This is a genomic window from Bifidobacterium sp. SKU (assembly GCF_026016405.1).
Lineage (GTDB): Bacteria > Actinomycetota > Actinomycetes > Actinomycetales > Bifidobacteriaceae > Bifidobacterium > Bifidobacterium bifidum.
Map to the genome: position 1 here is coordinate 2,230,812 of NZ_CP092890.1, position 14,675 is coordinate 2,245,486.

The 14,675-nt window shown below is 57.7% G+C and carries 11 protein-coding genes; 3 read left to right on the forward strand and 8 right to left on the reverse strand.

The window, feature by feature from the left end:
* Positions 1-15 precede the first annotated feature (15 nt).
* The 3 genes from MMB49_RS09420 to MMB49_RS09430 all read left to right on the forward strand — a co-directional run bounded on the left by MMB49_RS09420 (position 16) and on the right by MMB49_RS09430 (position 7,998).
* Positions 16-2,211, forward strand: coding sequence for a DUF6049 family protein (locus MMB49_RS09420; protein ID WP_229941022.1), 2,196 nt, complete (start codon positions 16-18; stop codon positions 2,209-2,211).
* The gene (locus tag MMB49_RS09425; RefSeq protein ID WP_047271169.1) at positions 2,208-6,638 is read left to right on the forward strand and encodes a lipid II flippase MurJ; all 4,431 of its coding nucleotides are present in this window, start codon (positions 2,208-2,210) and stop codon (positions 6,636-6,638) included. The genes MMB49_RS09420 and MMB49_RS09425 overlap by 4 nt, the downstream gene beginning before the upstream one ends.
* A gap of 250 nt (positions 6,639-6,888) precedes the next feature.
* Entirely contained in the window at positions 6,889-7,998 is a 1,110-nt protein-coding gene (locus MMB49_RS09430; protein WP_047271172.1) for an NAD(P)/FAD-dependent oxidoreductase, read from the forward strand.
* Positions 7,999-8,457: 459 nt separating this feature from the next.
* Here MMB49_RS09430 and MMB49_RS09435 read toward each other — a convergent pair whose 3' ends face one another.
* The 8 genes from MMB49_RS09435 to rpmH all read right to left on the reverse strand — a co-directional run bounded on the left by MMB49_RS09435 (position 8,458) and on the right by rpmH (position 14,423).
* Entirely contained in the window at positions 8,458-9,822 is a 1,365-nt protein-coding gene (locus MMB49_RS09435; RefSeq protein WP_047271174.1) for a ParB/RepB/Spo0J family partition protein, read from the reverse strand.
* Positions 9,823-9,825: 3 nt separating this feature from the next.
* Positions 9,826-10,809 (reverse strand): ParA family protein, encoded by a 984-nt coding sequence (locus tag MMB49_RS09440; RefSeq protein ID WP_022173329.1) that lies wholly within the window; start codon positions 10,807-10,809, stop codon positions 9,826-9,828.
* Positions 10,810-11,269: 460 nt separating this feature from the next.
* A complete protein-coding gene (gene rsmG / locus MMB49_RS09445; protein WP_013364058.1) occupies positions 11,270-11,968 on the reverse strand; it encodes a 16S rRNA (guanine(527)-N(7))-methyltransferase RsmG in 699 nt (232 codons plus the stop codon).
* Positions 11,965-12,495: a protein jag gene (locus tag MMB49_RS09450; protein WP_013390392.1), complete on the reverse strand. Its 531-nt coding sequence runs from the start codon at positions 12,493-12,495 to the stop codon at positions 11,965-11,967. Before MMB49_RS09450 ends, rsmG begins: the two co-directional genes overlap by 4 nt.
* Positions 12,496-12,575: 80 nt before the next feature.
* On the reverse strand, positions 12,576-13,586 hold the full coding sequence (gene yidC / locus MMB49_RS09455; protein WP_047271175.1) for a membrane protein insertase YidC: 1,011 nt from the start codon (positions 13,584-13,586) through the stop codon (positions 12,576-12,578).
* Between the two features lie 12 nt (positions 13,587-13,598).
* Positions 13,599-13,895, reverse strand: coding sequence for a membrane protein insertion efficiency factor YidD (gene yidD, locus MMB49_RS09460; RefSeq protein WP_080544023.1), 297 nt, complete (start codon positions 13,893-13,895; stop codon positions 13,599-13,601).
* Positions 13,895-14,266, reverse strand: coding sequence for a ribonuclease P protein component (gene rnpA / locus MMB49_RS09465; protein WP_047271177.1), 372 nt, complete (start codon positions 14,264-14,266; stop codon positions 13,895-13,897). Before rnpA ends, yidD begins: the two co-directional genes overlap by 1 nt.
* Positions 14,267-14,288: 22 nt before the next feature.
* Positions 14,289-14,423: a 50S ribosomal protein L34 gene (gene rpmH / locus MMB49_RS09470; RefSeq protein ID WP_003815925.1), complete on the reverse strand. Its 135-nt coding sequence runs from the start codon at positions 14,421-14,423 to the stop codon at positions 14,289-14,291.
* Positions 14,424-14,675 lie beyond the last annotated feature (252 nt).

Here is a 14,675-nt window from a genome sequence, read left to right on the forward strand (position 1 = left end):
CGCTTCTTTACCATCATGTTGCTGACATGCGCGATGCTGTTCGCAGGCCGCATGGTACCGGCCGGCCCGGCACATATGGCGATGGCGGATGACGAGACGGACACGGCCACGCAGACGACCGCCTTGTCGATCACCGAATCGACGCCCGTGGTCACCGACACATCCGGCTACCACATCACCATCAGCATCTCCAATCCCACGTATGCCGCGACGTCACCGGGCCTGGTGACCGTGGCCTACAACCCGTCATATACGTTCGTATCGCGCACTGACATCCAGCATTGGGCGACCGGGGACGTATCGATTCCGGTGCGCACCGTTCTCGGCACGGTCACGGTGCCGTCCATCGCGGCGAACAAGAAGGTTTCCGTGAAGATCGACGCGGCGGCCGACAGCGATGCGTTGAAGGCGTTGCAGATGTGGGGGCCGAAACCGCTGCTGGTCACCTATCAGGCGACCCAGGCGACCGATTCTCAATCCACGGGCTCTTCTGACGGGTCATCCGGGTCGGACCGTACCGTCGATCCGAACGCCAAGCCGATTCGCCTGCACAGCTTCCTGACCAGATCATCCCAGGGATTGCGCAACGCACAGACCCCGCCGATGGCCATCACCATGGTCATGCCGTTGATGAACACCGGCCAGCAGGCCGACAAGAACGCCATCGACCAGCTGGTGGTGCATGACAACGGCGATGAATCCGACACAAAATCCACACAATCAGGTGGCGGCGGCACGGATGGCAGCACAGACGACGGCTCCGGCAACAATACCGACGACACCGAAAACACCGCGGCGACGCAATCATCAGTGCTCACCCCGCACGACAATGATGCACTCGCCGCCAAACTCTCCCTCATCGGCAAGCACAGCGATTTGCAGACCATAGCCGATCCGACGGCATTGGCTTCCGACACCGGGCAACGCATCGATGCCGTCATGCAGCCGGCCGGATTCGACATCACCGCCTATGCCGCGATCAACAACGTCCGGTCGTACGAACAGGCCGGCGTCGGCACCGGCGCATGGAACGCACGATCCGCACTGGCCGCGGCACCGGCATCATCCAATTCCCTGCCCATCGCCTGGCAAGGCAAGGGCGATTGGACCCGGCAGGCGCTCTCCACGGCCAGGAAGCAGGGATACCAGTACGTCATCGCCAGTCACGACTTCGACTCCAGCACCACGGCCACCGTGCACACAGGCACATACACAATCCCCACCTCGGCCGGCGACATCACGGTGCTGAGCGAGCAGAAGGAACTCGGCGACCTCGCCAAAGGCAAGCCCACCAGCAGTGATGCGGACGGCGAGACCAGTAACGCGGGACGCATCGCGCGGTTCGTCGCGCAGAGCGCCTTCTATCAGATGGAGCAGCCGTATGCGGCGATGAACCGCAACCTGCTGGTCTGCTTCGGCACTAATATGTCGGCGGCGTTCATCGACACGCTGATGACCGCGGTCGAACAGTCCTCATGGCTGCAACTCACCGACCTGAACGATCTCATTGGCGCCGACGCCTATCGGACCGGCGACGAGGCGCTGCAAATCGTCCCCCAAGACAGTCATTTAAGCGAGCGGAACACCCGATCGGTCACGTCCGCGCTGGAATCGCTGGCCGAAAGCCGCAACGACATCAACCGCTTCGCCATGTCGGTCCTCACCGACCATAAGGCATCCGCGTCCTGGATCCGCAAGATCAAGGCCGCACAGAGCACGCTGGCACTGCATGCGCTCTCGTCCGCGCCGCGCGACATCGACAGTCTGGTCGACGGCGCCAAACGGCTCGGCGGAGGCATGTTCGGCGGCGTATCCATCACGCCGACCGACTCCATCACCGTCGTCAGCGAAACGGCCAAAATGCCCGTCACCGTCAGGAACAACCATCCGTATCCGGTACGGGTGAAGGTCTCATCCCTCACCGACTCCATGGAAATCGTCACATCGCGGTTCACTGAGGTCACCATACCGGCGAACAGCGAGGCGCAGGTCACGTTCGCCATCCGCGTCGCCACTTCCGGCCACGCCACAGCCCACATCACATTGCTGGACCGCAACGGCGACACGTTCGGTTCCGCACAGAACACCGACATCACCAGCGTGCTGCGCATCAGCGACATGACCGGATTCATCATCATCGGCTTCTCGCTGCTGCTCGGCCTGGTCGGCCTCTGGCGCCAATTCCATCGAAAGAAGGACCCCGACGAATGAGCACCACGGTAGGACGCAATTCGCTGATCATGGCGTGCGGCACGGCCGCGTCACGTGTGACCGGCCAGATCCGCACCATCTTCCTCGTCGGCGCGCTCGGTACCACCGGTATCGCAGCCAACGCGTATCAGGCCGGCGCGCAGATACCGCAGGTGATCTTCAACCTGCTGTCCACCGGCGTGTTCAACGCGGTGCTCGTGCCGCAGATCGTGCGCACGCTCAAGCAGAAGGACGCGGATGAGCGACTCAGCAAGCTCATCACCTTGTCCATCGCGCTGCTGCTGGCCATCACACTGCTGATGGCGTCCGGCACGCCACTGCTGACGATGCTGTATCTCGACTCCAGCTGGACGCCCGCGCAAAGGGCGCTGGCGAACGCCTTCACGCTGTGGTGTATGCCCCAGATCCTGTTTTACGGCCTGTATACCGTATTGGGGCAGATCCTCGCCGCAGAGGGGCGTTTCGCGACGTATGCGTGGAGCTCCGTGGGCGCCAACGTCATCAGCTGCATCGGTTTCGGCGCGTTCATCATGCTGTTCGGCAACGCGGGACGGCAGCCGATGTCGTTCTGGACATCCGGCAAGATAGCCCTGACCGCGGGCGCCTGGACGGCCGGCGTGGCGTTCCAGGCCCTGGTGCTGTTCATTCCTTTGCTGCGTTGCGGCATCCACTACCGGCCTCGCTGGGGACTGCATGGGCTGGGGTTGCGTTCCATGGGCCAGGTGGCGGTGTGGAGCATCGCCATGGTGCTGCTCAACCAGCTGATGGGCATCGTCAATTCGCGTGTTAATACCGGCGCCCCGACCGCCGGCGGCGATTTGTACGGCATCGCGGGCAACGCGAGCTATCAGTACGCGTACACGATATACGTTCTTCCCTATTCGATCATCGCCGTGTCCATCACGACCGCGGTGTTCCCGCGCATGTCCCGCGCGATCAGCGAGCATCGTATCGGAGATGCCCGCGCCGACCTCAGCTCATCCCTGCGATCCACCGGTCTTGCGATGTTCTTCTTCACCGCGGTCATGATTGCCATGCCGGTGCCGCTGGTGAAGGCGCTGATTCCGTCCACGAATGTGCATGGGGCGATTCTGATATCCGGGCCTCTGATCGGTCTGCTGGTGGGATTGGTGCCCACCAGTGCGTTCCTGCTGGTGCAGCGCGCCTTCTACGCGTATGAGGACGGCCGCAGCCCGTTCCTGTTCGCGGCGGCCGACAACGCCGTGCAGTTGCTGCTTCTGCTGACCTCGCTGCGTTTCGCGCCGCCGAAATATTGGACGCTCATGGTGGCTCTGTCGCTGAGCCTGTCATATATCATCACGTTCCCATGGGTGTTCTGGCTGTTGCGCAGACGATTCGGTGGGCGGATCGACGGCAAGCGCATCATCATCATGCATGTCAAGGCCCTGATTGCCGGTGCGGCGGCATGCGCGTGCGGACTATTCCTCAACCCGCTGGCCACGCGTTTGGTCGGCGCGAAGGTTTCCAGCGTCAACGGACATATGAGCTGGTGGCAATCCATCGTCATATGCGCGATTCTGACGATTGTGGTGACGGCCGCGTATGCCGGGCTGCTATGGCTGATGCGCGTGGAGGAGTTCTCCAGCCTGATCGTCACCATGAAGGCACGGCTGTTGCGTAGGGCTTCCACTGCGACATCGGTATCGACACCGGCTGAGTCGGAGACCGAGGAAGCTCAGGCACAAAACGCGGAGGTCGAAGAGGGTACCACGGCAATTGCGGAGAATGATAATCATTACGATGATTATTCGCTGGGTGACGATGGAACCTCGGAGAATGACGGTTCCGCGGAACGGGCCGCTGAAACTGTGACCGATCTCGAACGGCCGGTTCAGAACCAGCCGATTCAGGACCAACCCAGGGGGATTCCGTCCGACAACCTTCCGCCCAGCTTCGCGCCGACGGTCAACCGTAAGGGCCAACGCCCGTCCATCAAGTCCGTCGTACTGCCGAACGTCGCGGCAAACGCAGCCGGTGCAGCGGCAGGTATCGCGGCCGGCAACAACGCCCAGCCGCGAATTCCCACCATACTGCCAACGCCGCATCATTCCACTCGTCAAGCCGCGTCCGTCGCGGCTGCACAGCCGACCATCCCCACGGCTAGAATGTCAGCATCACCACTATCTCAGCGCATGACAGCAGAGCACGGAGAAACAACTACTATGAAGCCTCAATTGGGAGATACCGTCATCGGTCGCTACACTCTCGTTTCTTCGCTGCGCGAAAGTGACGGATTGAGCGCATGGATAGCCAATGACCGCATGCTGGCGCAGTCCTGCCAGCTGTTCATCATCACCGACACATCCGTTCTGCCGCAGATCAACGAGGCGGCTTCCACGCTCGCGCTGGCCAACAGCCGGTACTGCACGCCGGTGCTGCAGCTGCAGCACGTCGGCGATGCCGCGGTGGTGATCACCGAGCCGGACTCCGGTCTGGCGCTGGCGGAATACATGCAGCGTTCGTCTTCCTCGTTCCTCAGCTACGACGCGATTCGATCGATCGTGGGACAATGCACCCAGGCGGTTCAGGAGCTGTTGGACACGGGGCTGACCCATACCGCGCTGAGCACCGATACCATTCGCGTGAGCGTCAATGGCGTGCAGTTCGCCGACACTCCCGTCGCCGCCGCATTGGCCGATATCTGCAGCGGCATCGACGGCGATGTGATGTCGTATGAGCAGATGGCGACGCGACAGCTGGCCGCACTGCTGTACGCGCTGCTGACCAAGACGCCTTCAGGCGCGAACACGACGTTCGACCTGAATATGCTGCCCGCCGACGTTCCCACGGAATTCCGCGTGATCTGCAAGCGTGGACTGGCCCTGCACACCGAAGATGGGGAAATCATCGTGCCGATGGCAACGCTGGCCGAGCTGAGCGCGCTGCTGGGCGCGTGGGAGCCATTCAGCAACCTGTCGGATCGTGACATCATATTGCCGTCGGTCAGTGGCAGCGCCTCGATCAGCATGGTGGCGTTGCGTGACACGAGCGATGACAAGATCGTGGAACTGCCGGATGGGCTGGTTACCTCGACGAAGCTGCCGGAATTGTCGATTTCCGAGGCGGGACTGGCAGCCGGCGCCGAGGCCAGGTTCGTCAACGAGCAGCGCCTCGCGCAGCAGGCGTTCCTGGCTCAGCTGCCCGGAGATCCACCCTCGGCCGATCAGCCGGTCATCCCCGAAGCGGAATTGTTCGAACCGGATACCGCCGAGCCGTCAAAGACCCTGGCCTCCCTGCAATCGAAGGTCGGTCAGCTTATGGGCTCCTTGCGCAAGGACGGGGAGCCGGAGTCGCCGGTGACGACATCCACTGCGGAAGAGACCGCGATTGAGCAGCCGATGCCGGTGTATGCACCGCTGCCGGCATCGTTCCCGCCCGCCGCCAAGCCGCGTAGGTCCGCTACTGGCGCGACGCAGGCACAGTCCGGCAACGGCGTGAACGTACCGGCAAACGCTGCTGGTGCGTCTGGTGTTGCGGGCGGTACCGGCAAACCCCGGACGACCGGTGCAACCGGCGAAATACAGAGCATCGTGGCCAATATGCCGAATGTTCCGCTGCCGGAAGAGGACGACAATGAGCGCACCCGCGCCGGCAGCATCCCGCCGTTGCCGCAGTCCGGTGAGGCGCAGGTGTCTGAAGGCGAGCAAACCGTGGCTGGAAGCCATCCCACGACCCGTGCGGCTCAGCCCATTGCCACGAATGCCATGCCGCAGCCGCGCGCGCATATGTCGGAATCATTGGCCGCTCTTGCCGCCAGATCCGCCAAGGCCGCGGCGTCGGGCGACGCCGTAATGCCCCCGTCATTCGCAGTGTTGGCATCGGCGCCCGGAGCCAATGGAGCAGCCATCCCCGGATCATCGAAGTCGCGTACGCGGATGACGGCACCAATCAGCCGCGATGCCCTGCGGAACATGTCTGGCGGCCGTCCTGCGGCGGCTCCGGGTGCGAATGTGCCGGGTGTGCAGACACCGGCGCAGCGTGCCCAATCCGACGCCTTTGACCCCACGGTCACCGTTCCGCTGCTAGGCACTGATGGTACTTCGGTAGATCAGCTGCCGCCTATGGCCCAGATCATGCCGCCGAGCTTCGCGCCCCAGCAGGTGCACGATGTCAACGCGGCGAATGTCGGACGCAATATCGAGGAGGACCTGCCTGACCAGCCACTCTGGGGGCAGCTCAAGATCAAGGTCATCGCCATCGTCGTCGCGCTGGTTCTGCTGGTGGTGGGATTGGTCGCCGCATGGTTCATCCTGAACGGAGACAACCACGGTGGCGGATCCGACAATCAGGATTGGCCGGACAAGACCGACATCGATAACGTCCCGTTCGGCAACTCGACCACACAGAACTCCACGTCAAAGAACTCTGCGGCACAATCCGACATCGTGTACATCCGCGTTCTGTAGGCGACGCAGAAGTTCTCATGGGCACCCCTTCTACTCACGGGTAGGAGGGGTGTTTCATCGTACGCGGTGACTCACGCTGTGGTCTTATGCTGTGGGTCCGTATCGTGCTCGTATTAGCTCCTCCGGTTTCCATGAACGCGGCATGCCTGTTTCGGCAATCTGAAAGCGACCAATCGGCATTCGAGGCGAATCCATGTCGTTGTTCACCCACCGCTGGACGAGGTCAGGTCAACTCGCTATCGTAAGGGACATGACTGAACTTTCAACCATCATCATCGGTTCCGGCCCTGCCGGATATACGGCCGCAATCTACCTCGCACGCGCCGGGTATCGCCCAACCATTCTTGCGGGTGAGCTCACGCCGGGCGGCCAGCTGGTCAACACCACCACCGTGGAGAATTACCCCGGTTTCCCTGACGGCATTCTCGGACCGGAACTGATGGATCGTATGCGCGATCAGGCGGAGTCTTTCGGCGCATCCATCGAATATCTCGATGTCACGAGCGTCGATTTCAGCTCCTCCCCCAAGACCGTCACGTGCAGCAATGGAAGCCAATATCACGCCGATGCCGTCATCATCACCACCGGTTCGCAGTACCGCAAGCTCGGCATTCCCGGCGAGACCGAGTATTCCGGTCACGGCGTATCGTATTGCGCCACCTGCGATGGTTTCTTCTTCAAGGACAAGCCCATCGTCGTGGTGGGCGGAGGAGACAGCGCGCTCGAAGAGGCACTGTTCCTGACTCGTTTCGGCTCTTCGGTGACCGTGTTGCACCGCCGCGACCAGTTCCGCGCCTCCAAGATCATGGTCGAGCGCGTGCTGAACAATCCCAAGATCACCGTGAAAATGAATACGGTGGCGACAGCCATTCGCGGGCAGAAAAACGCTGTCGGCGCGCAGACAGGCGCTGATGCGGTAACCGCTGCGGCACCCGCAGCGCAGAACACCGGAAATCTTCTCTCGTTGAAGACGACTCCGATGCTGAATGTCTCCGGATCGGCATTGAATGCTCCCTCTTCGACCGGCATTTCCCTGTCGGCAAAGGCTGAAACCGCAGATGATTCCGCCGGCTTTGTGGACATTCGCGACACCGTGACAGGCGAGACGGGCACGTTGCCCGCCGAGGGCATCTTCGTGGCGATCGGCCATGAACCGGCCACGCGTTTTGCGAAGGGTTCCGTGGATATGGATGACGACGGGTACATTCTGGTCTCCGGTGCCGGAACGCATACTTCCATGCCTGGAGTGTTCGCCGCCGGTGACTGCGTTGACCGGGTGTACCGTCAGGCCATCAGTGCCGCAGGCATGGGATGCCGCGCCGCGCTGGACGCACAATCCTACCTGGCCTCACTGCACTGATCCAACAGCACAGCTCGACCTGTCGGCGAAATCAAACCTCATCACAGATGATGATATTGCTTCACCGACGGGTTGAGCTACACAAATAATACTTGCACTGTCAGTAATCACAAACGAAACGACAGACTGACCGAAATAGCGCTGCGGACGCTTACCAGCGCCGGAGAATCGCATCAGAACGACAATCCGCTCAAATCTAGCGCATTGTATTGAACCGATTGCAACTCATATTGCTTAACAGAGTTTTCGGTAATGCTTTTTCAGGTGCATGCAATAGGACAGTCATACGGACGGTTCATTGCGTTAGTCCTCTGACTGCAAATGCCACGACAGTTGCTTTATACGCGTTCTGCCGGAGAGGCAATGAATACCTCTCGGCAGACCAGATCATACGGCTCATGAACGGCATGACCGTTGTTTCCCGTTGTGCGATGATGGCGGCTCACACCGTTGTGTGGCTCACACCCATTTTGCCGCCGCGCCCTCGACTGCCGTGGGAATCAGCATGCTGAGGATGCGTTCCATATCCTCAGGGGAGGAAAACACGATTTCGATTCGACCGTGCTTTTGCGTACCCTTGATGGACACTTTGGTGTCAAAATGATTTTCAAGGTTGTTGACAATCGGAGAACCGGCCCAAGGATTGTTCTTCGTCGGCCTTACCTTCTTGGGCACGTTGCTTTCTGCGTTCTTCAGCGCCACGATTTCCTCGGTGCTGCGAACCGAAAGCCCCTCCCCTATGATTCGAGTGGCCAGTTTGTCGATTTCACTTTCGTCATTCAAACCAAGAAGAGCTCGCGCATGCCCTGCGGACAGTACGCCTGCGGCAACTTTCTTCTGCACGGACGCAGGAAGATTCAGCAGACGCAATGTGTTCGCGATTTGCGGTCGCGATTTCGAGATCGACTTGGATAGTTCAGCCTGAGTCAGGCCGAAGTCATCAATCATCTGCTGATATGCCGCCGCCTCTTCCAGAGGATTCAGTGCGACGCGATGAAGGTTCTCCAGCAGTGCATCACGCAGCATCTCGTCATCTGATGTGGTTTTGACAATCGCCGGAATCGTCTTCAGTTGTGCAAGTTGTGATGCACGCCAGCGACGCTCGCCCATAATGAGCTCGTATTTCTGCGATGTTTCACGTGAAACATCACTCTTGCTGGACTCCCCAGCCTGACGCTTGCGAACCACGATCGGCTGCAATACGCCGACTTCCTTGATGGACACGGCCAACTCATTCAGCTCTTCCTCATCAAAGACGCTGCGCGGCTGCTGCGCATTCGGAACGATGGAGCTGACAGGAATATCCAGCAGATAGCCACCCTCGACAGGCTTCAATTCTGGAGTTTCCTTATTATCCTTTTCCTTGCCGGATGCCTTTGTGCTCTCGGAACGCTGAGCCGGCTGCGTTTTCTTGGAATCGCTCGTCCCCTGTGCTGTTGCTCCGAAAAACATGTCACTGGGGTGTGCCATATCACTGATACCGGGCATGGCAACGCGCTTGCCGCTCTTGGGCTTCTCCACCGTTGTGGACTTGTGTACGGCAGGAATGGAATCCTTCATGGCCGGAATGGTCTTACGCTTGATTTCGCCAAGACGAACCGGAGCGGTAGACTCACTGTGTTGTTCAGTACCGCTCTTATGGGATTCGACCTTCTCTGGTGCAGCCGCAGCTTTCTCTTGAGGTGCTTTCTTGTTGGCTGTCGTCTCCTCGGATTCAAGATCAACACCCAATTGCTGCTGTTCCGCATGAGCTGTTTTCGACTCACCGGGAAGTGCGGGGAACAGCGCACCCAATCCTTTACCCAAACGTGATTTTGAGGTCATGGGTTATTCTCCCCTCTTCGCGTCAATTGCAGCCAGCACCGAAGGCGATCGACGGGCGATTTCCAAGGCCGCTTCGCCATAGGCACTCGCTCCCATTCCACGCGGGTCATAGCTGATGACTGTCTTTCCGAAACTAGGAGCCTCGGATATTTTTACCGTACGGGGAATCGTCGTATCCAGAACGATACTCGGATAGTGGCTCTTCACCTCTGAGAACACTTCCCTGCTGAGCAATGTTCGTTTATCAAACATAGTGACCAGCATAGTCGACACAGTCAAATTAGGGTTATAGTGCTCCTGCACCAATCCTATGGTATTGATAAGTTGACCAAGCCCCTCCAAGGCATAGTATTCAGCTTGGATCGGAATCAACATCTCAGACACCGCGCACATGGAGTTGATGACCAACAGGCCAAGACTCGGTGGGCAATCGACCAGAACATAGTCATAATGATTGTTCGGATCCTGCAGGAATGATTCGACGGCTTCCTTCAGCAGATTGTTGCGATTCGGCAGATCCGCCACTTCCAGTTCCGCACCCGAAAGTTCAATGGAAGCGGGAACCACATCGAGCCCTGGGATATCAGGACAGGTTTTCAGTACCTCTCCGATTGTCATTCGTCCTTCAAGAACGTCATATACCGAAGGATCGCTGGTGCCGTGAGGAACACCGCATGCCGTAGAGGCGTTCCCCTGGGGATCCATATCGATGACCAGCACGTGAGCTCCGTGAGAGGCGAGAGCTGCGGCAATATTCACCGTTGTTGTCGTCTTGCCGACGCCGCCTTTCTGGTTGGCGACGGCCAGGCATCGGGTTCTCGATGGCAGGGGGAACAATGCGGCATTCAGGCGTTCATAGCGTGACGCCTCATCTGCAATCTCGGCGCCCAAAGAGGAACCATCATTCCCGAAAATCCTTCTGACCGTTTCAGAAGCAGATTCCATGGCAGGAATCGCAGAGGATTCCTGTGAATCATTGGATGTCATAGTCCCTCCTAAAAAACGAACAACATCTAATTTTTCCTAGTCGTATGGACATCTCAAGTTGTGCACAGCAATGTGGATAACTGTGGATAAGTATAGCGCATTAGTGTGTGAACGCTTCGACCAACACTAGATAAACCGTTTATTTCCGCCATTTTCTTAATGTGGATTACATGTCGCAAATAATGTGGATAACTTTGTGCACTGTTTGAAGTTGTGGATAACTCCATTCTTGCGAAACCATCGTTTTCGTGTTTGACATTCATTGTTTCACGTGAAACAATCTTCGGACAGTCAGCGATGTCGATGAGATATAACAGTATTATTTATGCGTTCAAAGGCAATGGATATCGTCCGTCTCGCCCCGCAATCCAACCTCCGACAGCGGAAGCAGAATTACGATTCCCGTCAGCGGGAGCATGGGATTATCGTGTGACTCTCACCCATGGGAGCCACACGATAATTAGCGCTTGTCTACGAGAACGACGTGCGTGGATTCGAGACCGGGAGCTACTGGAGCTTCAACGACACGAGCACGCACTCCCCTGGCATGGGAAATTTGATGCTTCGCCTTTTCAATCTCAGCCTGCGCCGAACGGCCTTTCAATGCGACCAGTCGACCTTGAGGGCGAAGCAGAGGCAACGTCCAACCGGCAAGCTTGGTCATTGGCGCCACTGCTCGACAGGTCACTACAGAGAATGGTTTCAATTCACCTTCGTGGTGCTTGATACGATCGATGACTTCGTCGGAACGTGCGCGAATAATCGTAACATTCTGCAGGTCCATGTCATCCACGCACTCTTGCAACCATTCGACACGACGTTCCATGGGCTCAATGAGTGTAAACTCACAATCCGGCATGCATGCTGCCGCAACGATTCCAGGGAAACCGCCGCCACTGCCGACATCGGCAATGGTCTTTGCCTTGCTTCGATCGGTGACTTCCCGAATGAACGGGACGCATGCGGCGGAGTTGAGGATATGACGTTCCCAGATGATGGATATGTCGCGTGGGCCTATCAATCCACGCAGCTCACCCTCGCGGGATAGTTTCACGTGAAACACTTCGAGCTTGTCGTATGCTTCGCCCAATGCCTCACGAACTATTGCGGAATCATCTAGCTCATCACCAGATGTTTCACGTGAAACAATATCGCTCACTCTTCGCTACCTTCATCGACGTCGGATTCATCGGCGCTGCTCTTCATGTAGATGGTGACATAGCGACGCGGCTCTTCACCGTGAGAACGAGACTTCAGCCCCTCCTCGCGAACCACATCATGAATGACCTTGCGCTCGAACGAATTCATCGGTTTCAAATCAACGGGCTCACCGGTGTCATGCACTTCATCAATGGCATCAAGCGCAATGTCACGAAGACGCTGACGCTTGCGCTTCAGGAACCCGTCAACATCAACAATCAGATGCGAGCGTTCGCCGGTCTTCTGCTGAACAGCAAGCCGGGTAAGCTGCTGCAAAGCATCGACCACTTCACCATTGCAACCAATGAGATGCTTGATATCCGTATCGTCATCAGCGACGATCTGCACCATCGGACGACCGTTGCGAACACCCATCTCGATATCGCCTTCGTAATCGGCGATGTCCAATAAGCCTTCCAAGTAGTCGGCGGCGATGTCAGCTTCTTCATTGAGCTGATCGATCGTCGTGGTCTCCTCCTGCGCCATATCACCACTCCTTTAAGCGAGTATTACTTCCATAGTGTAAAAAAAGGAAACCTCACGGTCAAATGAGGTTTCCAATCGTGTCACTTCTTCTTGCGATTCTTCCGCTGGGGCTGCTTGCGCTGGTATCCCCGCTCCAGACGAGCAGCGGCTTCCTGACGTGCCTTCTCCAGTTCCTCTTCCTCAATCGAAAGCTGTCCGGCCTTGGCGCGACGAGCATTCTCCTGACGATGATCTCGAATCTCCTTTTCCTCAGCTGCACGGGAACCCGGGGTCGGGAACTTGTACACCTGGAACAAGGAACGGGCAAGGTTGCATGCGTTGTTGGTCAGCCAGTACACCAGCACGGCGAACGGGAACATGATGCCGGAGAAGATGTACATGATCGGGAAGCCCCAGGTCATGGCCTGCTGCATCTTGTACGTGGATCCCTGCATCGAAGCCTTGGGGAGGTTCTTGCGCATGTTGTTGAACTGCATGTACCACATGCATGCGCACATCAACAGGATGAAGAAGCCGATGACGACCTTTCCGGAATTGTTGGCCGTACCGAAGGTATCGGTGACGCTGACACCGAAGACGCGGGTTTGCGCGAACTGCTTGGCAGTCGCCTGATCGAATGCGCCAAGCGCTCCCCTCTTGCCGGTCGCGATATACGGAATGGCGGAAAGCATGTAGAACATGCACATGAACACAGGACCCTGAATGACGGCGGTCCAGCACGACCCCATGGGGTTGGCGTCATTGTCCTGGTAGAGCTTCATCATCTCACGGCTCATGGCCTCTTTGCTGGCCTGATCCTTTTTGCCCTTGTACTTGTTCTGAATATGCTGCATCTTGGGCTGCAAGGCCTGCATCTTGCGCATCGACTTCATCTGCTTGAGATAAATCGGCAAAATACAGGCGTGCACCACGAGCACAAGGAACACGATCGCCAGCACCCAAGAGATGCCGATCGGTGCCATGCCCAGCAAGGTGAGGAACTTATGGAACAGGACCATGACCTGGGTCATGAGCCACTCAAGTGGGGTCAGCAGCTTATACAGCCAGCCCCAAATGCCTCTGTCAAGAAGAAATTCTCCGGAAGTGTTCATCAGGCCATCTCCTTAATCATCGGCCATTGGTGTGAGTCGAGGCCTCTCATATGCCTTCGACCAGCGAAATCTGTAGCACAGTGAAAAATGTTGCGGAACATCATCGATGCCGCCACGACTCCAAGGGTTGCAGCGAAGAAAACGCCAAATAAACAGCACGATTCCTCTTACCGCGCCGAAGCGCCGAACCGCAGTGATCGCGTAATGTGAGCAACTCGGATAGTACTTGCAGCATGGCGGCGTTTTCGCCGAAATGGCCCTCTGGTACCACTTGATCATGCCGATAAGCGCCGATCCGATGGCTGACATCAGCGACTCACCCTGCGTTCATGCTTAGTCGTGACTTTGGCGAAGCAACGGGAAAACTGTCGGTCAAGGTCAGCGAAATCGGCACGCGATGCGCTGGGTTTGGCTCTCACGACGATATCGCACTGCATCGGAAGCATATCTTCATATCGTCTTGCGAGCACACGAAATCGACGCTTCACACGATTACGCGTTACAGCGTTACCAACAGCCTTGCTGACGGCAAGTCCCATACGTCTCATGATATCCGCAGATGCCTGAACATCACGGGTATCGTCATGCACCACAAAGTGCACGACGATATCCGAATCCGTCACCTTGAAGCGACGCTTCAGCACTGCGATGAAGTCACGATGGCTTTTCAGCCGCTTCACTCGCCTTCGTCACCTACCGCAATCAGGCGGACAGAGACTTACGTCCCTTGTTACGGCGGCGGTTGATCATCGCGCGGCCGGAACGGGTGCGCATGCGCACGCGGAAACCATGCTTCATCGAGCGACGGCGGTTGTTGGGCTGGAATGTCCTCTTCATAGTTATGCTCCCGGTTTTTGCCATGCTGATGCACGGCTCTCATGAGTCAAGCTCTATAACGGTACTCTGAGCCATGCCCAAAAATCAAAATGAAAACAATTTCTTCACGATTTATCAGTGTGTCGTGCCCCTTGCAGAGCAGCGGAAAACATTGGAAACACGCCAAAACATGTAGAAAAGTTATCCACAAATTACATGAATGTTATTCACAATTGAGGCGACACAACACGCTAAGCTGTGGATAACTTGGCT